This window comes from Streptomyces sp. NPDC126503 (assembly GCF_040302405.1).
Taxonomy (GTDB): domain Bacteria; phylum Actinomycetota; class Actinomycetes; order Streptomycetales; family Streptomycetaceae; genus Streptomyces; species Streptomyces gulbargensis.
The window spans coordinates 35458-58846 of record NZ_JBEORS010000001.1; the positions used below are offsets into that span (position 1 = coordinate 35458).

Here is a 23389-nt window from a genome sequence, read left to right on the forward strand (position 1 = left end):
CGGGCTACAGGTCGCGCTCCGCGAGCGAAGCCCCGCGCTGGGCCTCGAAGTTGGCGACGTACTGCGCGAAGACGGCGGGGTCCTCGTACTTGAGGAGCGTCTCGTCGTTGTAGGTGAGGGCCGTCCCCGTGTAGGTGTGGCTGCCGGTGAAGACGATCCGCTTGTCCACGCCGCCGAGGTACGTGCCCTCCACCAGCAGGTACTTGGTGTGGCTGTCGGTGCCGCCGCGGCCGTCGTTGTCGAGGTCGTGGAGGATGACGCGGCCCTTGCCGGAGGTCGGGCGGGAGAGCCAGGAGGCCACCTGGGACATGGGGGTGCCGTCCACCGTCCAGTTCTCCAGGGACCGGTACACGATCTCGACGTGGCAGCCGGCCTCGGCGAGGTTCCACAACTGCTGAGCGACGGCGGTGCGGGTGATGTGCCCCTGGGCGATGCGGATCCTCGTCCGGCCGTCGGGGGTGCCGACGCCCGGGGAGTTCCCGGCGCAGGGCGTGGCGGTGCCGGCGGGGGCCACCGTCTTGAGGATGTTGACGACCGGGTCGGTGGTCGACCGGGGGAAGAAGTAGACCTTGGCCGGGCCCGCCTGCGTGTCGTGGGCGTAGTCGGCGACCTGCGGCGCCTGCCCGGCGGCGGCCGCCGCCTGCGCCTCGAAGTACGCCGCGTAGGCGCTGGAGAGGGTGGTGTTGCCGGCCACGGTGAGCGCGTCGTTCCACCACTTCGCCGTGTCGTTGCCGGTGAGGTTCCCGGAGGACTGCACCACCACGTCGTCCACGGGGACGGTCCCCTTCCCCTTGGTACGGGAGAAGAGGAAGAACTTGTTGTGGTTGACGTTGTCGTACGTCCCGTCCGGGTCGGCCGCCGTGGTCCCGGGGTCCCGGGCGAGGCAGGCCTCCCGGACCTTGCAGGTGCGCACCCAGGACCCGGCGGCGCCCGGCTCCGCCAGCTGGCTCCGCAGGCTGTCGGCGGCCCGCGAGGAGCTGTCGCTGTCGAGGATCACCTGCACGGTGACCCCGCGCCGGTGGGCGGCGCCCAGCTTGTCGGCCATGTACTGCGAGTGGAAGAGGTAGAGCGAGATCCGGATGGACGAGCCCGCTTCGGCGCCGTCGACGAGGCCGGTCAGGTGGAAGAGGATCCGTCCCGTGGCGGCCGGGTCGGTGCTGGTCGGGTCGTTGAACAGGGCGCCGGTGGTGACGGCGAGGACCGGTTCCGCCGACGCGGAGGGCGCCAGGGTGAGCGAGGCGCCCACGGCGAGCGCGGCGACGGCGGATCGGAACCTGCCTGTGATCATGGTCATGCGGGCATTGTCGCCCGCTCCTTCCGGCCGGCTCCCGCCGGCCTGGGCAGCCACAGCAGCATGAGGACGGCCGCCACGAGCAGCACGGCCGCCGAGACGCGGAAGGCGGTGGCGTAGCCGAGGACGAGGGCGGCCGGGGCCGGTTCGCCGGTGCCGCCGGTCAGAGGGGTGGCCGCGGCGGCGACCGTGGTGAGGACCGCGAGGCCGATCGCGCCCCCCATGGTGCGGGAGGTGTTGACGAGTCCGGAGACGAGGCCGGCGTCGCCCGGGGCCGCGCCGGAGGTGGCGAGCGCGGCCAGCGGGGTGGTGGCCAGGCCGATGCCGCCCATCATGAGGATGCCGGGGCCGAGGATCGTCCCGGCGAAGGTCCCGTCGGTGCTCAGGGCCGACTGCCAGGCGAAGCCGGCCGCGGCGACGAGGATGCCGGCGACGGCGAGTCCGCGGGCGCCGGTGAACGGCATGAGGCGCGGGGCGGCCTTGGAGCCGAGCAGGACGGCCAGGGAGCTGGGCACGAGCGCGAGTCCGGCCTGGAGCGGGGTGTAGCCGAGGACGTTCTGCGCGTACACCGTCATGAAGAACCACATGCCGAAAGAGCTGGAGCCGCACAGCAGGATCCCGGCGTTGGCCGCCGTCACGGCCCGGTTGCGAAAGATGCCCAGGGGTACGAGGGGCGCGGCGGTACGGGCCTCCACGGCCACGAACACGGCCAGCAGGGCCAGTCCGCCGAGGAGCGGCAGCAGGGTCGCGGGGGCGGTCCAGCCGGTGAGTTCGGTCTGCACGATGCCGTACGCGAGGACGGCGAGGCCCGCCGTGACGAGGACGGCCCCGGGCAGGTCGAGGCGCCGGCCGCCGCCGGTGCGGCTCTCCCGCAGCCAGAGGACGGCGGCGGCGAGGACGAGGACGCCGACGGGCGCGTTGACGAGGAGGACCCACCGCCAGGAGAGCAGGTCCACGAGGAGGCCGCCGACGAAGCCGCCCGCCGCTCCCCCGGCGGCGCCGACCGCCGTCCAGGTGCCTATCGCCCGGGTGCGGGCGGCCCCGGCGGGGACGGCGGAGGTGACGAGGGTGAGGGTCGCGGGCGAGAGCACGGCGGCGCCGAGGCCCTGCGCGGCGCGGGCGGCGATCAGGTAGCCGCCCTCGGGGGCGAGGCCGCCGACGACGGAGGCGGCGGTGAACAGGCCGAGACCGCCGAGGAACATCGCCTTGCGCCCGTAGAGGTCGGCGGCCCGCCCGCCGAGCAGCATGAAGCCGGCGAAGGCGATGGCGTAGGCGTTGAGCACCCATTGCAGCCCGAGCGGCGAGAGGCCGAGGTCGGCACGGAGGGACGGCAGGGCGACGTTCATGACGGAGACGTCGAGGACGACGAGGAACTGTCCCGCGCAGGCGGTCAGGACCACGAGCCAGGGCCGTGGGGTACGGGTGGGGGAAGCGGTGGCGGAGTGCGGTGCGGTGGTGGGGAGGGCCGTACCGGCCGGGTCGGTCTGCGGCATCCCGTCATGGTCCCAGACCCTCCCCGCCCCGTACATGAGACTTTGGTCCCGGGACCGGGGGCGGACTGTCACGGACCGGCGGTGTCCTGTGGACGGGGGCGGCCCGGTGTCGCCTGCGCAGACGCGCGGGGCGCTCGACGCGTTCCGGAAGGCCGTCGAGACGGGTGAACTGGACGCTCTGCTGGGGGCTCTCGCGCCGGGCGTGGTGTCCGTGGGCGACGGTGGCGAGGTGCGGAGGGCGGCGCCGCGGCCGATCGCCGGGGCCGACAAGGTGGCCCGTCTGCTGGCCGCCGGTGTCGTGCGGATGGCGGCGGGGATGACGTTGCACGCGGTGGAGGTGAACGGCCGTCCGGCGCTCGTCTTCCGGCGGGACGGCGAGGTCGACACCGTGCTGGTGCTGCGGGTCGAGGGCGGGCTGATCACCGGGCTGTACGCCGTGCGGAATCCCGGGAAGCTCTCGCACATGGAGCGGGAGACGGTGCTGCGCCGCTGAAGGGGAGGTGGACACGGCGCGGCCCCGGAGGCGGTGGAGCCTCCGGGGCCGCGTTCGACTCAGGCGAGGTGTCCGCCGGCCGCCGCCCGTACGAAGGCGGCGAAGGCGGCGGGGGTGGCGAGGAAGGCCGGCCCTTCCGGGTCCTTGGAGTCGCGGACGGCGACGTGCGCGGCGAGGTCGGCGACCTCGACGCAGTTGCCGCCGGTGTCACCGCTGTACGAGGACTTGCGCCAGTTGGCGGTGCCGAGCGGGGCGCATTCGACGCACTCTCCGCCGGTGTCCCCGCTGTACGAGGACTTACGCCAGCGCGCGGCCGTCAGGTTCAGGTCGGTCCCCATAGTGCTCCTCCATCACGCGGGCGATCAGCTCGGCCGAACCCTCGACCGAGAGGGCGGCCGCTCGAAGGTGATCGTAACGGAGCGAGCCCTCGCGGAAGGCGGCCTGATCGGCGGTCATGTGCCCCTGCACGAAGTCCTCGGTGTAGACGAGATCGGGATCGTCCTCGAACCGCAGCAAGCTGAAGGAGCCCATCAGTCCGGTGTGTGCCCCGGCCTCGAAGGGGAGGATCTGGATCTTCACCCACTCCCGTTCCTGCATTCGCAACAGGTGGGCGAGTTGGTCCCGCATCACGTCCCGGCCGCCGATCTCCTGGCGGAGGGCCGCCTCGCTCAGGACCACCCAGAGCAGGGGTGGCGTGTCCCGTTCCAGAATCCGCTGCCGTTCCATGCGGGCGGCGACCTTGGCGTCCAGGTCGCCCTCGGTCCGTACACCGAGAACGGCCCGGGCGTACGCCTCGGTCTGGAGCAGACCGTAGACCAACTGCGCCTGGAACGAGGAGAGGTAGGCCGCCTTCGCCTCCATCTCCGCGAACGGCTGGAACCAGGTCGGGAGCTGGCACCGCAGCACCAGCCCCACCAGGCGCGAGAACAGTCCGCCGGTCATCAACGCGGCATCCAGTTGCTCCGAGAAACGCCTGGTGGGGACCTTCTTCGCCGTTTCTATCTGGCCGATGAGCGAGCCCGTGCAGTAGAGGATCTTGCCCAGCTGCGGCTGGTTGAGTCCGGCCTCCTCCCTCAGACGGCGGAGTTCGGACCCGTAGTAGTCCAGCGGTGAGGCGCTGGGATCCAGGTCACGGATGTTGGCCACGGCGAGGTCACCCCCAAGCTCACGCGTCGAAGCGTTGCGTCCTGTCCGTAGCCGAGCGTAACCGGATGACTCCATCCTGGTGGCATGAATCAGGTAACTGACCTCTACCCTGCGGAGCTTGCGTCGAGCTACCGCATGGGGTTCACCGTGGGTGAGCACTCGGCCGGTCACATGCGTCGCATCCTGCGCATGTTCCTCACGCGTTGGGAACTCGACCGGCTGTCCGATGCCGCCGGGCTCGCGCTGACGGAGCTGGTGGCCAACGTCGTCCGGCACGTGCCGGACCACCGCTGCTCGGTGCTCATCCTCCGCGAACCGCACGGGCTGCGGGTGGAGGTCGCCGACGCCGTGCCGGGCAGCCTCGCCGCCAAGGCCGCCGGCCCACTGGACGAAGGCGGGCGCGGACTCGTGCTGGTGGAGGCCGTGACGGACCGCTGGGGGGTGGAGGAGACGGGCGGCGGGAAGACGGTGTGGTTCGAGTGCGACGCATGAGGCACGATGGGCGCCCGTACCCGCGTACCCGCCAGTAGGAGGACCTGCCCATGCCCGCCGAGCCCCGCCCCGAGATCCTTGCCGCCTTCGAGGCCGCGAAGGGATTCATGCCGGTCGGGGAGGGTCTCGCGCTGTACGGGGCGGCCGCCGAGGCGGCGAAGCTCGGCCTTCCGCTCCTGGAGGTCGGCACCTACTGCGGGCGCTCCACGATCCTCCTGGCGGAGGCGGCCCGGGAGGCCGGGACGGTCGCGGTCACCGTGGACCACCACCGGGGCAGCGAGGAGCAGCAGCCGGGCTGGGAGTACCACGACCCGACCGTGGTCGACCCGGAGGTCGGCGTCATGGACACCCTGCCGACCTTCCGCAGGACCCTGCGGAAGGCGGGCCTGGAGGAGCACGTCATCGCCGTCGTCGGCCGCTCGCCGCAGGTCGCGAAGGTGTGGGCGGGTCGGCTCGGCCTCGTCTTCATCGACGGCGGGCACACCGACGAGCACGCCTCCGGCGACTACGAGGGCTGGGCGCCGAAGGTCGCCCAGGGCGGCCTGCTCGTCATCCACGACGTCTTCCCCGACCCGGCGGACGGCGGCCAGGCGCCGTACCGCATCTACCTCCGCGCCCTGGAGTCGGGGGACTTCGAGGAGGTCTCGGTCACCGACTCCCTGCGGGTGCTGCGCCGCCGCTGACGGCAGCGGGTCCGGTCACCCCGGGGCCGGTCGCGCGGTGACCCCGGGCCGGATGCCGGTCGCGCGGAGGCCCGGGCGCCGCGCCCCGGCCGGTCGGGCCGGGGGCGGGCGCGTCCCCCGGACGGCCTCCACCCGCCCGCTCCACCCTTCACCGGTTCCGCACGGCGTGCACGGAACCCGCCGCCTCCGCACCGGGCCGGTATCGAGCCGGTACCGAGCCGTCGGCCACCGGTACGGGATTTCGGCCCGCCCAGGGCCTAAAGTCGCGGGGTGCCGTACGACCACCTTCACCGCCGCCGGACCGCCCGCCGCCCCCTCGCCCTGGCGCTCACCTTCCTCGCCTCCGCCGCCCTCCTCGCGGGCTGCGGCGACGGGCAGGCCGCGCGGCCCGGCGGGCACGCACCCGGCAAGGGCGGCGGGACGACCGGGCCCCGCACCACCGGCGGCCCCACCGCTCCCGGCGACCCGAGCCCGTCCGCTACCGCGACCGCGACCACGACGACCGCCGGGGCGGGGCCGCTCGCCGGGCGGACCGTCGTCATCGACCCCGGCCACAACCCCGGTAACTTCCGCCACACCTCGGAGATCAACCAGAAGGTGGACATCGGTACCGGCCGCAAGGAGTGCGACACCACCGGCACCTCCACGAACGCCGGGTACACCGAGGCCTCCTTCACCCTCGACGTCTCCCACCGGCTGCGGGACCTGCTCACGGCGCGCGGCGCCACGGTGGTCCTCACCCACGACGCCGACCGGCCCTGGGGCCCCTGCATCGACGAGCGCGCCCGGATCGGCAACAAGACCCACGCGGACGCCGTCGTCTCCGTCCACGCGGACGGCTCGGGCACCGGCAACCGCGGCTACCACGTGATCCTGCCCGCCCTCGTCAAGGAGGGCTCCGCCGACACCACGGCGATCGTCGGCCCCTCGCGCGAACTGGGGCGGAACATCGTGACGGAGTTCCGCCGCGCCACCGGAACGGCGCCCTCCAACTACATCGGCTCCGGTACCGGGTTGGACGTCCGGTCGGATCTCGGCGGCCTCAATCTGTCGACCGTCCCCAAGGTCTTCGTCGAATGCGGCAATATGCGTGATCCGGAGGACGCCCGGCTGCTCACGTCGGCCGCGTGGCGGCAGAAGGCGGCCCTCGGCCTCGCCGACGGCATCGAGACCTACCTCGAGGGGTAGAACCGGCGGGCGATAGATTCGCTCCGTACGATGGGGCCGCCCCCGTGCCCAAGACTCCGGCGCCAGCCCGACACGACGACGACCCGACGAAGGACTCTTACGTGAATATCCGCTCCCTCACTCGAGGCGATGGCGTGCTGATCGGTGCAGCGCTGGTGCTGTTCATCGCCTCGTTCCTCGACATCAGCGGCTGTGACGCCAGCGCGGCGATCTGCGACCAGGTGCCGTCCACGAACTCCTGGGAGCTGTCCCAGCTCGGCTGGGGCGCCGTCTTCCTCGGCATCGCCGGTGCCGCCCTGGTCGTCCTCTCGCACGGTCTGCCGCAGGCCCGCAAGGTCGTCGGCCTGGAGCTCGGCCAGCTCGGCACGGCCTTCACCATCGCCTCGGCGTGGACCATGCTCATGTGGCTGTTCGAGTCGCACAACGCCGGTGCCGGCCTGATCCTCGGCCTGATCGCCGCGCTCGTGATGGCCGGTGCCGCCGTGGCCGGTCCGCTGGTCCCCGCCCTGAAGGCCCCGCTCCTCGGCGCGCCGCGCCCGCAGACCCCGCAGCCGTACGGCATGCAGCACGGCCAGCCGGGTCAGCCGGGCGTCGCCGGCGGCTACGGCTACCCGGGCGTCCAGCAGCAGCCCTACGGCGGCCCGCAGGACGCCTCGCAGGGCGGTGGCGGCCAGCCGTACGGCGCGCACGCCGCCGCCGCGCAGCCGCAGCACCAGCAGGCCGCCCCGCACGACCAGTCGCCGGCGCAGCCCGAGCCGCAGGCCGCCCAGCAGGCGCAGGCCGCTCCGGCGCAGACCGCCTCGGACTTCGCGCCGTTCTGGTTCGCGGTCCCGGTCGCCCGCCCGCTGTACGCGGAGGACGGTTCGCCGTCGCAGATCGCCGAGCTGGCGCCCGGCACCTGGTACCTGGCCGTGGACCAGCGCGGCTCCGCGCTCGTGGCGCAGACGCAGGACGGCCGCCGCGGCGTCCTCCAGGACACCACGGGCATCCAGCGCGGCTAGGACCCCGGCCCCGCACCCGTACGGCAGCGGCCCCCCGGTCCCGGATCTCTCCGGGCGGGGGGCCGTCGGCGTACGGAAGGGGTTCAGCCGCCGCTGAGCTGGGAGGTGCTCGGCACCTTGTCGACGACGTCGGCGCCGGCGCTGCGGCCCGCGTCCTTCACGCTGTTGATGACCTTCTCGAACGCGCCGACGTCACCGCTCGTCGCCTCGCCCTTCCTGAGCTTGGTGCCCATGTCCTTGAGCGAGTCGATGCCCGCGCTGAGCGGGGCGACCGCCTTCGACAGGAGCGGGTCGCCCTTGGCGTTGTTCACGGCGGCCTTGAGCCGGTTGTAGGCGAAGGCGCCGGCGAGACCCGCCTTCACCAGGGCCACGGTGCGGCCGTCGGCGCCCTTCTTGAAGGTGCCCGCGCGGTACGGCTTGACGATCCACTGGTACGTGGCGCCCGCGGCGAGACCCGCGTTGGCGACGAACCGGGTCTTGGCCAGCTTCTGCCGCTCGGCGGTCGCCGAGACCGACGGGGTGGCCTGCCCGTTCGCCGTACCGCTCTGCTTGTCGTCACCGCCGCAGGCGGCGGTCGTGGCGAGGAGCGTGCCGGACAGCAGGACGGCGACGAGGGCACGGCGCGCGCGGACGAAGGGGGGCACGGTGGGACTCCTGGGGCGTCGGGGACTGTGCCGTCAGCCTCGCCCGGCCCCGGGGCGGACGCACCCCCGGGCACCCCGTCGGAGTGACGGCCGGTGGGGTGCGGGCAGGGCTCCGCCCGCACCCGCCGTCAGGCGCAGCAGTCGGGTTCGAGGCCGCGCGGGAGGCGTTCGCCCCCGAAGACCGCGACGGTCGCCTCGTCGCCGCCGAGCGCCGCCACCGCCAGGAGCAGGGAGCCGGCGGTCCAGGTGGTCCGCTCCTCCGGCCAGAAGGCCCGGTCGCCCTCGAAGACGTATCCGGTCCAGTAGCCGCCGTCCGCGGCCCGCAGGTGCTGGATGTCCTGGAGGACGGCGAGGGCCCGGTCGGACTCCCCCATCGCCCACAGGGCGAGGGCGAGCTCGCAGCTCTCGCCGCCCGTGACCCACGGGTTGGGCAGCACGCAGCGCACGCCGAGCCCGGGGACGACGAACGCGTCCCACTGCGCGTCGATCCGCTCCCGCGCCTCCGCGCCCGTCACCGCACCGCCCAGGACCGGGTAGTACCAGTCCATGGAGTAACGGGACTTGTCGAGGAAACGCTCGGGGTGGTGGCGTATCGCGTGCCGCAGCGCCCCGGCGGCGAGCTCCCAGTCCGGCTGCGGCTCCTCGCGGGCCTCGGCGATGGCCAGGGCGCAGCGCAGCGCCTGGTGGATGGAGGAGCTGCCGGTGAGTAGGGCGTCCTCGACGGGGGTGCCGTCGGCCTCGCGCTTCCAGCCGATCTGGCCGCCGGGCCGCTGGAGGGCGAGGACGAACTCGACGGCCGCGTAGACGGTCGGCCACATGCGGTCGAGGAAGGCGTCGTCGCCGGTCGACAGGTAGTGGTGCCAGACCCCGACGGCGATGTACGCGACGAAGTTGGTCTCCCGGCTCCGGTCGGTCACCCGCTCCGCGTCGCCGTCGTGGTAGGCCGCGTACCAGGAACCGTCCGGGTTCTGGTGCCGGGCCAGCCAGTCGTAGGCGCGGGCGGCGGCCTCGTGCTCGCCCGCCGTGTCCAGGGCCATCGCGGCCTCGGTGTGGTCCCACGGGTCCAGGTGGTGGCCCCGGAACCAGGGGATGGCGCCGTCCTCGCGCTGGGCGGCGAGGATGCCGGCGGCGGTCTCGGCGGCCTGGGCGGCGGTGAGGACCCCCGGCAGGACCAGGTGCTCCGCGATCCGTTCGGGCGAGGTCACTGCGCGTCGGCCTTCGGGAGGTGGGGCTTGGTCGCGTACGCCACGAAGCTCTTGCCGACGACCGGGTTGAGCAGCTGCTCGGCGACCCGGGTGAGGGCGGGCTTCTTCATGATGTCCCAGACCAGCAGCTTGTGGTACGCGCGGACGGGCAGCGCCTTGTCGTTGTCGACGCCGAAGGCGCACTTCAGCCACCAGTACGGCGAGTGCAGGGCGTGCGCGTGGTGGGTTCCGTACGGCTTGAGGCCGGCCTCGCGGATCCTGCCGAGCAGTTCGTCCGCCTTGTAGATGCGGATGTGGCCGCCCTCGACCTCGTGGTAGGCGTCGGAGAGCGTCCAGCAGATCTTCTCCGGGCCGTAGCGCGGGACGGTGATCGCGATCCGGCCGCCGGGCCTGAGGACGCGGACCATCTCGGCGAGCACGCCCTTGTCGTCCGGGATGTGCTCCATCACCTCGGAGATGATGACGACGTCGAAGGAGGCGTCGGGGAAGGGCAGGTTGAGGGCGTCGCCCTCCATGGCGGTGGCGGTGGCCCCGGCGGGCGCCTCGCCGGCCTCCTTCATGGCGGCGAACCACTTGGCGACCTCGCGGATCTCCTCGCCGTTCCGGTCGAGGGCCACGACCCGGGCGCCGCGCCGGTAGCACTCGAAGGCGTGCCGGCCCGCGCCGCAGCCCAGGTCGAGCACGCGGTCGCCGGGAGCGAGCGGGAAGCGGGTGAAGTCGACGGTCAGCACGAGGGCCTGCCTTCGCGGTCGGGACGGTGGTGATGCGGCCGGCCGCGCACCGGCGCGGGCGCCGGGGCGGTCGGGACGACGGTCGGGACGGACGGGGCGACGGTCTGGTGCGGGGGCGCGGGCTCGGCGGCGGCCGGGTGGCGCGCGGGAACCGGGGCGGGGGCGGGCGCCGTCGGGTGCGGCCGGGTGGGCGCGGCGGGGGTCACGGGCGGGTGCCTCCGCGGGGCGCGGGGGCGCCCTGGCGCGCGACGGCCTCGCGGTACAGCTCGGCGGTGCCCTGGGCCGCGCGGGCCCAGGTGAAGCGGTCCAGGACCCGGGCGCGTCCGGCCGCGCCGAGGCGGGCGCGGAGTTCCGCGTCGCCGAGGAGCCGGCCGAGGGCGGCGGCCAGCGCGCCCGCGTCGCCGGGCGGCACGGCCAGACAGGTCTCCCCGTCGGTCCCGGCGACCTCGGGGATCGCGCCCCCGGTGGTGGCGACGAGCGGGGTGCCGGTGGCCATCGCCTCGGCGGCGGGCAGCGAGAACCCCTCGTAGAGGGAGGGGACGCAGGAGATCTGGGCGGAGCGCACCAGGTCCACCAGCTCGGCGTCGCTGATGCCCTTGACGAACTCGACGGCGCCGCCGAGCCCGTACCGCTCGATGGCCTGCGCGACCGGCCCGTCCTCGGCGCGCTTGCCGACGACGACGAGGTGGGCGTCCGGGTGCTCGGTGCGGAGCTTCGCGAGCGCCTCGACCAGATGGACGAGGCCCTTCAGGGGGACGTCGGCGCTGGAGGTGGTGACGATCCGTCCGGGCACCTCGGCGACGGAAGGGTCCGGGGACCAGAGAGCGGTGTCGGCACCGATGTGGACGACCTTGACGCGGTCCTCGCGGACGCCGAGGTGCTCGACGATCTCCTGGCGGGAGCTGCCGGAGACGGTCAGGACCGACGGCAGCCGGCGGGCGACCCGCTTCTGCATGCGGGTGAAGGCGTACCAGCGGCGGACCGAGGTGCGGCGCTTCCAGTCGGCGGCGGCGTCGAGTTCGAGCTGCCGGTCGACGGTGATGGGGTGGTGGATCGTGGTGACGAGCGGCGCGCCGATCGCGCGCGGCCCGCCGAGGAGCCCGTACCCGAGGGTCTGGTTGTCGTGCACGACGTCGAAGTCGCCGCGGCGGGCGGCGAGCAGGCGCCGGGCGCGCAGGGAGAAGGTGAGCGGCTCGGGGAAGCCGCCGGTCCACATGGTGGCCACTTCGAGCGCGTCGATCCAGTCGCGGAACTCCTCGCGCCGGGGGGTGCGGAAGGGGTCGGGCGAGCGGTAGAGGTCGAGACTGGCGATCTCGGTGAGGGAGAGCCCCGCGAGGGGCGTGCCGTCGGGGCTCTCGTCCAGGACGGGGTACGGCTGGGAGCCGATGACCTCGACGGTGTGCCCGAGCCGGGCGAGCTCGCGCGAGAGGTGCCGTACGTAGACGCCCTGGCCGCCGCAGAAGGGGTTGCCCTTGTACGTCAGGAGAGCGATCCGCAACGGACGGTCACCGGTGGCGGTGTCGCCCTGCCGGGGGCCTGCCTCTATGGCCTCAGCGGTCATGCGCGACCCCCTTCGAGCGTGCGTTTTCGCGCGAGCGTATCCGCTCGCGCTAATCTAGAACAAGTTACAGAGTCGATCGCTCATGCATCTTCTTGATCGTTCAAGGAGCACAGAATCTACCGGCAGGTAGCTCCGCGGTGAGAGCCGGAACGGGTGATTCACGCCACGGCCGGAGGGCCGCCATACTGTCGCTCCCACCGCACGGAACGGGAATCCATGACCGCAGACAGCAGAGCGGACCACAGACCGGCGCCACCGCACCTCACGGAGCGCCAGGAGGCCCGGCGACGGCGCATTCTCGACGCGAGCGCGCAGCTGGCGGCGCGGGGCGGTTTCGAGGCGGTGCAGATGCGGGAGGTCGCGGAGGCGGCCGGAGTGGCCCTCGGGACGCTGTACCGCTACTTCCCCTCCAAGATCCATCTGCTGGTGGCGACGATGCAGGACCAGCTCCAGCACCTGCACACCACTCTGCGCAGGCGGCCCCCGGCGGGCGAGGACCCGGCGGAGCGGGTGGCGGAGACGCTGATGCGCGCCTTCCGGGCGCTCCAGCGGGAACCGCAGCTCGCCGACGCGATGGTGCGGGCGCTGACCTTCGCGGACCGCAGCGTGAGCCCGGAGGTCGACACGGTCTCGCGGCTGACGACGGCGATCATCCTGGACGCGATGGGGACCGAGCGGCCGACGCCGGAGCAGCTGTCGGTGGTGCGGGTCATCGAGTACACCTGGCACTCGGCGCTGATCACCTGGCTGTCCGGGCGCGCCTCGATCGCGCAGGTGAGGATCGACATAGAGACGGCCTGCCGGCTGATCGCCCTGTCCGGGCGGGCCCCGGAGCACGCGCCGGCCGGGTGAGGGCGCCGGCGGGCCCCGTGGCGGGGCCCGGCCGACCGCCTCCCGTCAGGACTTCTTGTTCTTCTCCAGGTCGGCGGCGAAGAGGGCCGCGCACTCCGGACCGGTGTCGGTGCCGACGAAGAGGACGACCTTCAGCGGGCCGCTGAGGTGACCGCTGGCCTTGAGCGTCCAGTTGGACTTGGTCAGGGTCTTCATCTCCGAACCGGCCTGGGAGAAGGTCTGGCCCTCGGCCCAGCCGCCCTTGGTGAGTCCGGCGACGGTGTCCGCGAAGGACTTCTTCGGGTCGGCGGCCTTCTCGCTGTCGGCCGCCCAGGAGACCATGCACTCCTTGAGCTCGGGGGCCACCGGGTCGCCCGACGGGTCCTCGCTGAAACCGGCCACCGTCGCCGCCGTCTCGATCTCCTTGCCCACCGCGGCGGCGTCCAGCTTCCCGCCGTCCGAACCGGAGCCCCCGGAGCCGCCCGAGGCGGACGGGGCCGCCGAGGCCGAACCGCCCTTGCCCGCGCCGGACTTGTCCGCGCCCTCGCCGCCGCAGCCCGCGACCAGCATCACCACACCGGCGGCCGCGGCCACCCACTTCGCCTTGCGCACAACTCTCCCGAACTCGCGCGCACGAAGGCCCGTTGCCCCCGTGATCAAGGGCCCAGTTTTGCACGCGGGAACGACACCCCGACCCAACGGCCGTGTCGGTCAGGGTTGTTCGTCCCCGCGATCCGGCCCCTCCTCCAGGAGCTCCAGCTCCCGCGCGGTGAACCGCTTCATGCACGCGTCCTCCGTGGCGATGAAGAGGAGGTTGTCGCCCGTGACCATCTCCCGCATGACCTGGTGCGTGGCGTTCAGCGTCCAGCCCCGCTTCGTGAGGGCGACACTCCGCATCGTGTCGCCCTTGTCGCCGATCTTCTCCTCCCGCGGCTCCCCGGCCGACCAGCCCCTCCACCGGAGGTCGGTGATCGCCTCGTCGAACCGGTCCCCCGTCCCGTCGGCGGGACGCGCGTAGGTGGCCCAGACGGCGGAGCAGGCCATGGCGCGTTGCGCCACCCGCTCCTTCTCCGTGGTCGGGGTGGGGGCGGGGGCGGTCCGGCCGGGCGTGGGGCCGCCGATCCCCGGGGTGCCGGAGCCCGGCAGTTTCGCCGCGGTCACGACCGCCATGATCTCGTCGTACACCGCCCTCCGTCCGAAGGGACCGGTGGTGGAGGCCGGGGCGGCGGGGGCGGAGGCGGCCGGGGTGCCCGAGACCGGCGCGGGAGCGGAGCCCGTACCCGCGCCACCGGGCCCGCACCCCGCCGCCAGCAGCGCCGCCGCCATCGCTCCGGCGACGGCCGCCACCCGTGTGTTCCCCATGTCTTCCCCACCCTCGTCGCACGCTTGTGCGGGGAGTCTCACACAGGGGCCGGGGACTCCGCCGACTGCGCATCCGGCACGGACCCGCAACCGTGCGCCGCTCCGCCGCGAGCGCGGCGAGTCGTACAGCCCTGACCGGGACGTGACGGCGGTCCCGGTCAGGGCTGTACGCCCTCACCAGCCGAGGAGGTCCAACTCCCGGTCGGTGAATTGCTCCATGCAGACGTCTTCTCTCGCCAGGAAGAGGAGGGTTTCGACCGGGACGTCCTCCCCCAGCACATGGCGCCCGGCGACCATGGTCCAGCCCCGGTTCGTGAGGATGACGCGCTGCACGGTGGCACCGTCGTCCCGGGTCTCCTCCTCCGGTTCCCCGACCGTCCAGCCCCTCCACCGGAAGTCGGCGACCGCCTTGTCGAACCCGTCCCCCACCAGGTCGACGGGACTGGGGAGGGAGCCCCATATGGCGGAGCAGGCCATGGCTCGCCGCACCACCCGCTCCTTCTCCGTGGCTGGGGCGGTGGCGGACCGGCTGGGGCTGGAGTCGTCGAACTGCGGTATCTCGAAGCCGGGCAGTTTCGCCGCGGTCGCGACCGCCGCGATCTCGTCGTACACCGCCCTCTGACCGAAGGGGCCGGTGGTGGAGGCCGGGGTGGCGAACACGGAGGCGGCCGGGGCGCGGGAAGACGGCGCGGCGCCCGTGCTCGACCCACCCGGCCCGCACCCCGCCGCCAGAAGCGCCGCCGCCATCGCTCCGGCGACGGCCGTCACCCGTGTGTTCCCCATGTCTTCCCCACCCTTGTCGCACGCTTGTGCGGGGAGTGTCACACAGGGGCCGGGGACTCCGCCGGGCGGGTCCGGCCGCCCGCCCGCGCCGGTGTGAGGCGGCTCCCACCCCCGGGAGCGGCGCGTACGGGCCGGTAGAGTGGGCGCGTCGTCATCATGCCCCGTACGGGGGGAAGCCGGTGCGAATCCGGCACTGACCCGCAACCGTGAGCCGCCTCGTCGCGAGCGCGGCGAGTCGGAATGCCCCGCCCGGGACGTGACGGCCGGCACCCGTCGAGGATTACGGAGCCGGAGCCTGGTGCCGTGAGGCGTACCGGTGACCGGCCGCAGGAGAGGGCCCCATGAACACCGTCCGCCGCGGCGCCGCCGCGCTCGCCGCCGCCGCAGTCGTGCTCGGCGCGGGAGCCACCGGCGTCGCCTCCGCCACGCCGTCGCCGTCCGCGCCGGCCGCCACCGCCTCGGGGAACGCCTCCGGCCTGTACGGCACGGGCGACCCCACCTACGACGGCGTGTGGCGCCAGTCGCTCGCCTTCCTCGCCCAGCGCGCCACGGGCTACCAGCCCGCCGACCGTGCCGTGGACTGGCTCGTCGCCCAGCAGTGCGCCGACGGGTCCTTCGCCTCCTACCGGGCGGACACCGGCAAGCCGTGCGACGCGAAGACCCTGCGGGACAGCAACGCCACCGCCGTCGCCGTACAGGCGCTGGCCGCCGTCCGCCGCCAGGCCGCGGACCCGGCCAAGGCCGACAAGGCCGTCAAGGCCGGCACCACGTGGCTGCGGTCCGTGCAGAACAAGGACGGCGGCTGGAGTTACAGCCCCGGCGGCGCCAGCGACGCCAACTCCACGTCCATCGTGGTCAGCGCCCTCGCGGCGACCGGCGTGAAGCCCACCTCCTTCACCTCGCCCACGGGCCGCACCCCCTACGACGCGCTCCTCACCTTCGCCCTCCCCTGCGAGGACGAGACGGGCCCCGGCGCCTTCGCCTACCAGCCGGACAAGGCGGGCAAGCTGCTCGCCAACGCCGACGCGACGGCCGCCGCGGTCCTGGCCGGCCTCGGCAAGGGCGTCGCCGCCACCAAGGCCTCCCCGCCGCAGGCGCCCACCTGCGTCGACCTGCCCGAGCCCACCGCCGAGCGGGCCGCCCTCAACGGCGCCTCGTACCTGGCGAAGGCGCTCGTGAAGTCCGGTCACCTGACCACCCCGCCGATGCCGGGCGCGACCGACCCGGCCGAGAAGCCCGACTTCGGCAACACCGCCGACGCCGTCGTCGCGCTCGCCGCCGCCGGTGTCGGCCGGCAGGCGGAGCCCGCGCTCCAGTGGCTGGAGCAGAACTCCGCCGCCTGGGCGAAGGAGAACGGCCCCGCCGCCTACGCGCAGCTGATCCTGGCCGCCCGCGCCATGGAGGCCGACCCGCGCGACTTCGGTGAGGCCGACCTGGTCGAGCAGCTCAACGCCACCGGCCCGGCCCCCAAGACCCCGGACACCTCCGCCTCCTCCACCAGCGACGACGACGAGGGCGGCTTCGACCTCTGGTGGATCATCGGCATCGGCACGGTCGTCGGGGTCGGCATCGGCTTCCTCCTGAGCGGCCGCAAGAAGTGACCACGGTCCGCCTCCGCAGCCGCGGCCGTACTCGTGTCCGGGTGGCGGGCGCCTCGGCCGGGGCGCTCCTCGCGCTCGCCGCGGCGGCCCCCTCGGCCGAGGCCGCCGGATACCGCTACTGGTCCTTCTGGGAGGCCGACGCCGGCCGCTGGACGTATGCCACACAGGGCCCGGCGACCGCCCGGCCGGCCGACGGCTCCGCGATCGGCTTCCGTTTCGCGCTCAGCGCCGACTCCGCCGACGCGGCCCGGCCCTCCACCGCCCCGGACGCCGCCCGGATCTGCGGGGACGTGCCCGAGCGGCAGGGGACGAAGCGGGTCGCCGTCGTCGTCGACTTCGGCGGCCCCAAGGACGCCCCGCCCGGGGAGACCCCGCCCCGCGACGTCCTGCGGACCGGCTGCGCGCAGGTCCCGGAGCCGGCGACGGCCGCCGACGCCCTGGCCGCGGTCGTCAAGCCGCTCCGGTACAACAGCACGGCCCTGCTCTGCGGGATCGCCGGCTACCCGGCGAAGGGCTGCGGCGAGCAGGTCGCCGACGCCCCGCCGGCCGCGCCCGCGTCCGGGGAGACCGGCACCGCGTCCACGCCCTCGGGCGGCGGCCCGTCGCTCGGCGTGCTCGTCGGCGGCGCGGCCGTGCTGGCCCTCGGCGGCGCCGCCGTCTGGAAGGCCCGCCGGCGCGGATGACCCCCGCCCGCCGTACCACCCGCACGCCCGGTCCCGGAGGCCTTATCGTCACCGCCGGGGCCGGGCTCGCGGCCCCGGAGGCGAACCGGTCCAACGCGCTGCACGCCGGGGCCTGGTGGCTCTGGGCGCTCGGACTCGCCGTCGCCGCCTCCCGCACCACCAATCCGCTCCTCCTCGGCCTGATCGTCGCCGTCGCGGGCTATGTGGTCGCGGCCCGCCGCACGGACGCGCCCTGGGCCCGCTCGTACGGCGCGTTCGTGAAGCTCGGCCTGTTCGTCGTGCTCCTGCGGGTCGTCTTCTCGCTGGTCCTCGGTTCGCCGATCCCGGGCACGACCGCCCTGTTCACGCTGCCCGAGGTGCCGTTGCCCGACTGGGCGCGGGGGGTACGGATCGGGGGCCGGGTGACGGCCGAGCAGCTGGTCTTCGCCGTGTACGACGGCGCCAAGCTGGCGACCCTGCTGATCTGCGTGGGCGCCGCCAACGCGCTCGCCAACCCGGCGCGGCTGCTGAAGTCGCTGCCGGGCGCCCTGTACGAGGCCGGGGTCGCGGTCGTCGTGGCGATGACCTTCGCCCCGAACCTGGTCGCCGACGTGGTGCGGCTGCGCACCGCCCGCCGCCTGCGGGGCCGGCCCACGGGCGGGGTGCGCGCGGTGCTCCAGATCGGCCTGCCGGTCCTGGAAGGGGCCCTGGAGCGGTCGATCGCCGTGGCCGCCTCCATGGACGCGCGCGGCTACGGGCGGACCGCCCTCGTCCCCGACTCCGTACGCCGCACCACGAACCTGCTGGTCCTGGGCGGTCTCCTCGGTGTGTGCGCCGGTTCGTACGGGCTGCTCGCCGCGGAGGGCGCCGGGTACGGGCTGCCGTTGCTCGGCGCGGGGCTGCTCGCCGCCCTCGCGGGGCTCCGGCTCGGCGGGCGCCGAACCGTCCGCACCCGCTACCGGCCCGACCGGTTCGGACCCCGGTCGTGGCTGGTCGCCGCTTCGGGCGTCACGGTCGCCGCCGCGATGGTCCTCGCCGCCGCCCGCGTACCGGACGCCCTGCGTCCCGGGGTCGTCCCGCTGGAGACACCGGAACTGCCGCTGTGGCCGGCGCTCGCGGTCCTGGTGGGTCTGCTGCCCGCGTTCGTCGCCCCCGTACCGAAGGAGGACACGTGATCCGCTTCGAGAACGTCTCCGTCACCTACGAGGGGGCCGCCGCGCCGACCCTGCGGAACGTGGACCTGACCGTGCCCGAGGGCGAGCTGGTGCTGCTCGTCGGCCCGTCCGGGGTCGGCAAGTCCAGCCTGCTCGGCGCGGTGTCCGGGCTCGTCCCCCACTTCACGGGCGGCACCCTGACCGGCCGGGTCACCGTCGGCGGCCGGGACACCCGCACCCACAAGCCGCGCGAGCTGGCGGACCTGGTGGGCACGGTCGGCCAGGACCCCCTGGCGCACTTCGTCACCGACACGGTCGAGGACGAGCTGGCGTACGGCATGGAGTCCCTCGGGCTCGCACCGGCCGTGATGCGCCGCCGCGTGGAGGAGACCCTCGACCTGCTCGGCCTGGCCGAGCTGCGGGACCGGCCGATCGCCACGCTCTCCGGCGGCCAGCAGCAGCGGGTCGCGATCGGCTCCGTCCTCACCCCGCACCCGCGGGTCCTCGTCCTCGACGAGCCGACCTCCGCCCTGGACCCGTCGGCGGCCGAGGACGTCCTCGCGGTCCTCCAGCGGCTCGTGCACGACCTGGGCACGACGGTCCTGATGGCGGAACACCGCCTGGAACGGGTCGTCCAGTACGCCGACCAGGTCCTTCTGCTCCCCGACGGCCGCATGGGTCCGCCGGCCGAGATCATGGCCGTCTCGCCGGTCCACCCGCCGGTGGTCGCCCTGGGCCGGCTCGCCGGCTGGGACCCGCTCCCCCTGACGGTCCGCGACGCCCGCCGCCGCGCCGCCGCCCTCCGCGACCGCCTCGCCGACCGGAACCCGGAGCCGCCGCGCGACCTCGCGGGGCGGCACGTCCCGGAGGACGGCGGAACCGAGGTGACGGGTCCGTCCGGGGCCGGCGGTCCGTCCCGCGCCGGGTTCCCGGGACGGGGCTCCGGCCGCCGTTCCCCGTTCCGCAGGGCGCGCACCGCCCCGGCCGAGGACACGGCGCCCGGCCCCCTGGTCGACGTGCGCGGCCTGGCCGTCCGCCGCGGCCGGGTCGAGGCGCTGCGCCGGATCGACCTCCAGGTGCGGGCCGGCGAGACCGTCGCCCTGATGGGCCGCAACGGCGCCGGGAAGTCGACCCTCCTCCACACGCTCGTCGGCACGATCGCCCCCACCGCCGGCACCGTCCGCGTGGCCGGCCTGACCCCGCACACCACCGATCCGCGCACCCTGATCCGGCGGGTGGGCCTGGTCCCGCAGGAGCCGCGCGACCTGCTGTACGCGGAGACCGTCGCCGCCGAGTGCGCGGCGGCCGACGCCGACGCGGGCGCCGCCCCCGGCACCTGCCGGGCCCTGGTGGCCGAGCTGCTGCCGGGCGTGGCGGACACCACGCATCCCCGGGACCTGTCGGAGGGGCAGCGGCTCGCGCTCGCCCTGTCCGTCGTCCTGACCGGCCGCCCGCCGCTGCTCCTCCTGGACGAGCCGACCCGTGGTCTGGACTACGCCGCCAAGGCCCGGCTGGTCGCCCACCTCCGTACCCTCGCGGCCGCCGGACACGCGACCGTCCTCGCCACCCACGACGTGGAACTGACCGCCGAACTCGCCGACCGCGTGGTGATCGTCGCGGGCGGCGAGGTGGTGGCGGACGGCCCGACGGCCGAGGTGGTCGTCTCCTCGCCCGCCTTCTCCCCGCAGGTGGCGAAGGTCCTCGCCCCCCGGCCGTGGCTCACGGTCGAACAGGTGGAGGCGGCCCTGTGAGCGCCGGCGCCCCCGCCCGCCCGATCCGGCTGGGTCCGAAGTCGGTCGCGGCCCTGGTGCTCGTGTCCCTGGTCGGCCTGGCGGCCGTCAGCTGGCCGCTGCTGGCCGACGCGGGATCCGCCGTCACCGACCACGCGGCCGACGCGCCGTGGTTCTTCGCCCTGCTGCTGCCGCTGCTCATCGCCGTGGTGGTGGCGACGATCGCGGACTGCGGGATGGACGCCAAGGCGGTGGCCATGCTGGGCGTGCTCGCCGCCGTGGGCGCCGCGCTGCGCCCGCTGGGGGCGGGGACGGCCGGTCTGGAACCGATGTTCTTCCTGATGCTGCTCAGCGGCCGGGTCCTCGGGCCCGGCTTCGGCTTCGTCCTGGGCGCGGTCACCCTCTTCGCCTCCGCGCTCCTGACGGGCGGGGTGGGGCCGTGGATGCCGATGCAGATGATGGCGATGGGCTGGTTCGCCATGGGCGCGGGCCTGCTGCCCGGACCGGAGCGGATCCGGGGCCGGCGGGAGCTGCTGATGCTCTCGGCGTACGGGGTCGTGGCGGCGTTCGCGTACGGCACGGTCACCAATCTGTACGGGTGGGTGACCGTCGGCGGGGCGGGGCAGGCGATCTCCTTCCGGCCCGGGGACCCGCTGGGCGAGAACCTGGTGCGGTTCCTGGCGTACGTGGTGGCCACGTCCCTCGCCTGGGACCTGGGGCGGGCGGTGCTCACGGTCGTCCTCACCTGGGCGGTGGGCGGGCCTCTGCTGCGGGCGCTGCGGCGGGCCACGCGGCGGGCGAACTTCGCGGCCCAGGTCACATTCGAGGGTCCCCGGAAGCCCCTCCCGGGTGAGGCCCCTCATAGGACCCAGGTCACGTACGAGCCGGAATAGTAGTCCTGGATAATCCTCCCAAAACGCCCATACAGGGATCTCACCTGCGGAAACGACCCGGTGAGGGAGCGGGGGAACCCCGCCGGAGCGGCCCCCGGGGTCCGAACCTTCCTCGTACAGGGGGTCGTTGCACCGTCCCGCCGGGTTTGCTTGTCTGGTGGACGTCGCCAGGCAGCCGGTGCTGATCGCAGCGCCACGGACGGCCGGTTCCCCCCAGTCCCCGGGTCTCCCGGGCTCTGGTTCCGGCATGCCGAAAACGCCCGGCGCGACCCATGTCCCCGACGTTAGGTATGACGTTTTGTTCCGCTCGCTCACCACTCGTGTCTCCGCCCGCCAGAAGACCTTCGCCGCCTCCGCAGCCGTGCTGCTCGGCGCGTCCGGTGCGGTGCTGGGCACGACGGGCTCGGCCTCGGCCGCCAGCCCGCAGGAGCTCGCCCGGCAGATCGTGCCCGCCTCGCAGTACACGTCCTTCAGCAAGATCGTCGAGCACGAGTCCGGCTGGAACCCCGCCGCGACCAACTCCTCCAGCGGCGCCTACGGCCTCGTCCAGGCCCTGCCGGCCTCGAAGATGTCCTCGGCCGGTTCCGACTGGAAGACCAACCCGGCCACCCAGATCAAGTGGGGCCTGAACTACATGAACGAGCGCTACGGCTCCCCGAACGCCGCCTGGGCGTTCTGGCAGGCCAACGGCTGGTACTAAGAAGCACCGCCCGGTAGCGGGCAGCCCCACGGGTACCCGGCGGCTCCGCCGGTACCGGGCAGCTCCGCGGCTCACCGCCGCACCCCGGTGGCCCCGCGCCGTACCGGCGCGGCCCGTCACCTCGCACGGTCCCGCAGGACCGCGGCACGGCACAGCCGTGCGGCAGTCGGAGCGCCGCCTCCAGCGCGGCGCCGCGGCCCCGCAGCACCCGGGCCGGCCCTCGAACGGTCGGCCCCGCAGTACCGGCCGGCCCACGACCGCCGGCCCCGCGTCCAGCCGGTCCACGAGTCCGGCCGGACACCCCGCCGGTCCCCCACACCCGGTCCGCGCATCCGCAAGGCCCCGCCCTCCGCACCCGGAGGGGCGGGGCCTGCGGCGTTTCCGGGCCCGATGCCCAGGGCCCGGCCGACTCCGCCCCCGCTCCCTCAGAGCCGCTGGAGGATCGTCGCCCCGGCGAGCGCTCCGCCCGCGCACAGGGTGACCAGGGCGAACTCCTTGTCGGCGCGCTCCAGCTCGTGCAACGCGGTGGTCAGGAGCCGGACGCCGGCGGCCCCGAGGGGGTGGCCCAGCGCGAGCGCGCCGCCGTTGACGTTCACCTTCTCCAGGCCGTCGAGATCGCTTTCGAACTCCCGCGCCCAGCTCAGCACCACCGAGGCGAAGACCTCGTCGATCTCCACGAGGTCGATGTCCCGCAGGCTCATCCCGGCCCTGCCCAGCACCGCGCGGGTCGCGTCCACCGGCCCGTCGAGGTGGCGGTGCGGATCGGCGCCGACGAGCGCCTGCGCCACGATCCGGGCGCGGGGCCGCAGTTTCAGGGCGCGGGCCGTGCGCCGGGAGGCCCACAGGAGCGCGGCGGCGCCGTCGGCGGCCGGGGCCGCGTTCCCGGCCGTGTGGATCGCCATGGGCAGGAGGGGCCGGAGCCGCGCCGGCTCTTGCGTACCGGTGTCACCCGGCACCTCGTCCCGGTCGACGAGCCGTCCCGGGCCGCGCCCCGCCGCCCGCTCCTCCGCGCCGGCGGGAACCCGGACGGGGAAGGTCTCGCGCTTGAAGCGCTCCTCGGACCGGGCGACGGCCGCCCGCTCCCGGGAGAGCAGCCCGAGGGCGTCGGCGTGCTCCCGGGTGAGTCCGCGGCGGCGGGCGATGCGCTCGGCGGCCTCGACCGGGTGGGGCAGGTCGACGTCCCACCCGTCCGGGAAGGGGCTGCCGGTTCCGGTGCCGGGGTCGGCGCCGATCGGTTCGCGGGCGTCCCATCCGAACGGTGAGCCGGAGCCGGGCGGCACGCGGGACGCGGACTCGACGCCGCAGGAGACGCCCACGTCGATGACCCCGGCCGCGATCATGTTGGCCACCATGTGACTCGCCTGCTGCGAGGAGCCGCCCTGGGCGTCGACCGTGCTCGCGGCCGTCTCGTACGGGAGCCCCGTCGCCAGCCAGGCGGTGCGCGCGGGGTTTCCCGCCTGTTCGCCGGCGAGGGTGGCCGTACCGCCGACGATCTGCTCGACGCAGTCGGCGGGGATGCCGGTGCGGGCGAGGAGTTCGCGGTAGGTCTCCCCCAGGAGGCGGACGGGGTGGAGCCCGGCGAGCGCGCCGCCCCGCCTGCCGAGGGGGGTGCGTACGGCTTCGACGATGACGGGTTCCGCGGGCATGGTCTCGTCCTCTCCTCGGCCCCGGCCGGGAGCGTGGCACCCGCCCGGTCGGCGCGTCAGGGGCGACTGGTACGCGTTCCGGATTCCCGAGCAGTCTGA

General features: G+C 74.4%; 24 protein-coding genes and 1 riboswitch. Of the genes, 12 read left to right on the plus strand and 12 right to left on the minus strand.

From position 1 onward, the window contains the following. Positions 1–4: 4 nt before the first annotated feature. Together ABTY40_RS00195 and ABTY40_RS00200 are read right to left on the minus strand one after the other, a co-directional pair. Positions 5–1294, minus strand: a complete 1290-nt coding sequence (locus tag ABTY40_RS00195; protein ID WP_352057441.1) for a phospholipase D-like domain-containing protein — start codon at positions 1292–1294, stop codon at positions 5–7. Then, positions 1291–2784 carry an MFS transporter gene (locus tag ABTY40_RS00200; protein WP_352057442.1) on the minus strand — a complete coding sequence of 498 codons (1494 nt, stop codon included), beginning with the start codon at positions 2782–2784 and terminating at the stop codon, positions 1291–1293. The genes ABTY40_RS00195 and ABTY40_RS00200 overlap by 4 nt, the downstream gene beginning before the upstream one ends. A gap of 106 nt (positions 2785–2890) precedes the next feature. Here ABTY40_RS00200 and ABTY40_RS00205 point away from each other — a divergent pair, with 106 nt between their 5' ends. After that, on the plus strand, positions 2891–3277 hold the full coding sequence (locus tag ABTY40_RS00205; RefSeq protein ID WP_352057443.1) for a sigma-70 family RNA polymerase sigma factor family protein: 387 nt from the start codon (positions 2891–2893) through the stop codon (positions 3275–3277). Positions 3278–3336: 59 nt separating this feature from the next. Here the strand turns inward: ABTY40_RS00205 and ABTY40_RS00210 are convergent, their stop codons facing one another. Together ABTY40_RS00210 and ABTY40_RS00215 are read right to left on the minus strand one after the other, a co-directional pair. Further along, complete coding sequence (locus ABTY40_RS00210; protein WP_352057444.1) at positions 3337–3615, minus strand: DUF397 domain-containing protein; 279 nt, start codon at positions 3613–3615, stop codon at positions 3337–3339. Beyond that, positions 3575–4423 (minus strand): helix-turn-helix domain-containing protein, encoded by an 849-nt coding sequence (locus ABTY40_RS00215; RefSeq protein WP_352057445.1) that lies wholly within the window; start codon positions 4421–4423, stop codon positions 3575–3577. The genes ABTY40_RS00210 and ABTY40_RS00215 overlap by 41 nt, the downstream gene beginning before the upstream one ends. A gap of 84 nt (positions 4424–4507) precedes the next feature. Between ABTY40_RS00215 and ABTY40_RS00220 the strand changes: the two genes are divergently transcribed. From ABTY40_RS00220 to ABTY40_RS00235, 4 genes are all read left to right on the plus strand, one after another. Then, positions 4508–4915 carry an ATP-binding protein gene (locus ABTY40_RS00220; protein ID WP_352057446.1) on the plus strand — a complete coding sequence of 136 codons (408 nt, stop codon included), beginning with the start codon at positions 4508–4510 and terminating at the stop codon, positions 4913–4915. A gap of 50 nt (positions 4916–4965) precedes the next feature. After that, on the plus strand, positions 4966–5598 hold the full coding sequence (locus ABTY40_RS00225; RefSeq protein ID WP_352057447.1) for a class I SAM-dependent methyltransferase: 633 nt from the start codon (positions 4966–4968) through the stop codon (positions 5596–5598). Positions 5599–5868: 270 nt separating this feature from the next. Further along, entirely contained in the window at positions 5869–6786 is a 918-nt protein-coding gene (locus tag ABTY40_RS00230) for an N-acetylmuramoyl-L-alanine amidase (RefSeq protein WP_352057448.1), read from the plus strand. Between the two features lie 101 nt (positions 6787–6887). Further along, positions 6888–7787, plus strand: a complete 900-nt coding sequence (locus ABTY40_RS00235; RefSeq protein WP_352057449.1) for a DUF5336 domain-containing protein — start codon at positions 6888–6890, stop codon at positions 7785–7787. A gap of 83 nt (positions 7788–7870) precedes the next feature. On the opposite strand, the gene ABTY40_RS00240 is transcribed toward ABTY40_RS00235, so the two are convergent. The 4 genes from ABTY40_RS00240 to ABTY40_RS00255 form a co-directional block, all read right to left on the minus strand. After that, positions 7871–8431 carry a hypothetical protein gene (locus ABTY40_RS00240; RefSeq protein WP_352057450.1) on the minus strand — a complete coding sequence of 187 codons (561 nt, stop codon included), beginning with the start codon at positions 8429–8431 and terminating at the stop codon, positions 7871–7873. A gap of 128 nt (positions 8432–8559) precedes the next feature. Continuing rightward, a complete protein-coding gene (locus ABTY40_RS00245; protein WP_352057451.1) occupies positions 8560–9636 on the minus strand; it encodes a prenyltransferase/squalene oxidase repeat-containing protein in 1077 nt (358 codons plus the stop codon). Then, entirely contained in the window at positions 9633–10367 is a 735-nt protein-coding gene (locus ABTY40_RS00250; protein ID WP_352057452.1) for a class I SAM-dependent methyltransferase, read from the minus strand. Before ABTY40_RS00250 ends, ABTY40_RS00245 begins: the two co-directional genes overlap by 4 nt. Before the next feature lie 202 nt (positions 10368–10569). Beyond that, complete coding sequence (locus ABTY40_RS00255) at positions 10570–11928, minus strand: glycosyltransferase family 4 protein (RefSeq protein ID WP_352057453.1); 1359 nt, start codon at positions 11926–11928, stop codon at positions 10570–10572. A gap of 216 nt (positions 11929–12144) precedes the next feature. Here ABTY40_RS00255 and ABTY40_RS00260 point away from each other — a divergent pair, with 216 nt between their 5' ends. Beyond that, on the plus strand, positions 12145–12780 hold the full coding sequence (locus ABTY40_RS00260; protein WP_352057454.1) for a TetR family transcriptional regulator: 636 nt from the start codon (positions 12145–12147) through the stop codon (positions 12778–12780). Between the two features lie 45 nt (positions 12781–12825). Here the strand turns inward: ABTY40_RS00260 and ABTY40_RS00265 are convergent, their stop codons facing one another. The 3 genes from ABTY40_RS00265 to ABTY40_RS00275 all read right to left on the minus strand — a co-directional run bounded on the left by ABTY40_RS00265 (position 12826) and on the right by ABTY40_RS00275 (position 14904). Further along, on the minus strand, positions 12826–13371 hold the full coding sequence (locus ABTY40_RS00265; RefSeq protein ID WP_352057455.1) for a hypothetical protein: 546 nt from the start codon (positions 13369–13371) through the stop codon (positions 12826–12828). Between the two features lie 99 nt (positions 13372–13470). After that, positions 13471–14121 (minus strand): hypothetical protein, encoded by a 651-nt coding sequence (locus ABTY40_RS00270; RefSeq protein ID WP_352057456.1) that lies wholly within the window; start codon positions 14119–14121, stop codon positions 13471–13473. Positions 14122–14295: 174 nt separating this feature from the next. Further along, positions 14296–14904, minus strand: a complete 609-nt coding sequence (locus tag ABTY40_RS00275) for a hypothetical protein (RefSeq protein WP_352057457.1) — start codon at positions 14902–14904, stop codon at positions 14296–14298. 172 nt (positions 14905–15076) lie between these two features. Further along, positions 15077–15138, plus strand: a riboswitch (cobalamin riboswitch). A 107-nt stretch (positions 15139–15245) separates the two neighbouring features. Here ABTY40_RS00275 and ABTY40_RS00280 point away from each other — a divergent pair. The 6 genes from ABTY40_RS00280 to ABTY40_RS00305 all read left to right on the plus strand — a co-directional run bounded on the left by ABTY40_RS00280 (position 15246) and on the right by ABTY40_RS00305 (position 21644). Next, complete coding sequence (locus ABTY40_RS00280) at positions 15246–16505, plus strand: SCO2321 family membrane protein (RefSeq protein ID WP_352057458.1); 1260 nt, start codon at positions 15246–15248, stop codon at positions 16503–16505. Further along, positions 16502–17188, plus strand: a complete 687-nt coding sequence (locus tag ABTY40_RS00285; RefSeq protein WP_352057459.1) for an SCO2322 family protein — start codon at positions 16502–16504, stop codon at positions 17186–17188. Before ABTY40_RS00280 ends, ABTY40_RS00285 begins: the two co-directional genes overlap by 4 nt. Further along, positions 17185–18342 (plus strand): energy-coupling factor transporter transmembrane component T, encoded by a 1158-nt coding sequence (locus ABTY40_RS00290; protein ID WP_352057460.1) that lies wholly within the window; start codon positions 17185–17187, stop codon positions 18340–18342. The genes ABTY40_RS00285 and ABTY40_RS00290 overlap by 4 nt, the downstream gene beginning before the upstream one ends. Next, positions 18339–20072 (plus strand): ABC transporter ATP-binding protein, encoded by a 1734-nt coding sequence (locus ABTY40_RS00295; protein WP_352057461.1) that lies wholly within the window; start codon positions 18339–18341, stop codon positions 20070–20072. The genes ABTY40_RS00290 and ABTY40_RS00295 overlap by 4 nt, the downstream gene beginning before the upstream one ends. Further along, positions 20069–20944 (plus strand): ECF transporter S component, encoded by an 876-nt coding sequence (locus tag ABTY40_RS00300; RefSeq protein WP_352057462.1) that lies wholly within the window; start codon positions 20069–20071, stop codon positions 20942–20944. The genes ABTY40_RS00295 and ABTY40_RS00300 overlap by 4 nt, the downstream gene beginning before the upstream one ends. 298 nt (positions 20945–21242) lie before the next feature. Continuing rightward, on the plus strand, positions 21243–21644 hold the full coding sequence (locus tag ABTY40_RS00305) for an aggregation-promoting factor C-terminal-like domain-containing protein (protein WP_352057829.1): 402 nt from the start codon (positions 21243–21245) through the stop codon (positions 21642–21644). 425 nt (positions 21645–22069) lie between these two features. Here ABTY40_RS00305 and ABTY40_RS00310 read toward each other — a convergent pair whose 3' ends face one another. After that, entirely contained in the window at positions 22070–23290 is a 1221-nt protein-coding gene (locus ABTY40_RS00310) for a steroid 3-ketoacyl-CoA thiolase (RefSeq protein WP_352057463.1), read from the minus strand. Positions 23291–23389: the final 99 nt, after the last annotated feature.

Excerpts from the sequence above, each read along its gene's own strand:
- ABTY40_RS00195 (WP_352057441.1), bottom strand. The coding sequence starts at position 1,294 with ATGACCATGATCACAGGCAGGTTCCGATCCGCCGTCGCCGCGCTCGCC.
- ABTY40_RS00200 (WP_352057442.1), bottom strand. The coding sequence starts at position 2,784 with ATGCCGCAGACCGACCCGGCCGGTACGGCCCTCCCCACCACCGCACCG.
- ABTY40_RS00210 (WP_352057444.1), bottom strand. The coding sequence starts at position 3,615 with ATGGGGACCGACCTGAACCTGACGGCCGCGCGCTGGCGTAAGTCCTCG.
- ABTY40_RS00220 (WP_352057446.1), top strand. The coding sequence starts at position 4,508 with ATGAATCAGGTAACTGACCTCTACCCTGCGGAGCTTGCGTCGAGCTAC.
- ABTY40_RS00225 (WP_352057447.1), top strand. The coding sequence starts at position 4,966 with ATGCCCGCCGAGCCCCGCCCCGAGATCCTTGCCGCCTTCGAGGCCGCG.
- ABTY40_RS00255 (WP_352057453.1), bottom strand. The coding sequence starts at position 11,928 with ATGACCGCTGAGGCCATAGAGGCAGGCCCCCGGCAGGGCGACACCGCC.
- ABTY40_RS00260 (WP_352057454.1), top strand. The coding sequence starts at position 12,145 with ATGACCGCAGACAGCAGAGCGGACCACAGACCGGCGCCACCGCACCTC.
- ABTY40_RS00270 (WP_352057456.1), bottom strand. The coding sequence starts at position 14,121 with ATGGGGAACACACGGGTGGCGGCCGTCGCCGGAGCGATGGCGGCGGCG.
- ABTY40_RS00275 (WP_352057457.1), bottom strand. The coding sequence starts at position 14,904 with ATGGGGAACACACGGGTGACGGCCGTCGCCGGAGCGATGGCGGCGGCG.
- ABTY40_RS00280 (WP_352057458.1), top strand. The coding sequence starts at position 15,246 with ATGAACACCGTCCGCCGCGGCGCCGCCGCGCTCGCCGCCGCCGCAGTC.
- ABTY40_RS00290 (WP_352057460.1), top strand. The coding sequence starts at position 17,185 with ATGACCCCCGCCCGCCGTACCACCCGCACGCCCGGTCCCGGAGGCCTT.
- ABTY40_RS00310 (WP_352057463.1), bottom strand. The coding sequence starts at position 23,290 with ATGCCCGCGGAACCCGTCATCGTCGAAGCCGTACGCACCCCCCTCGGC.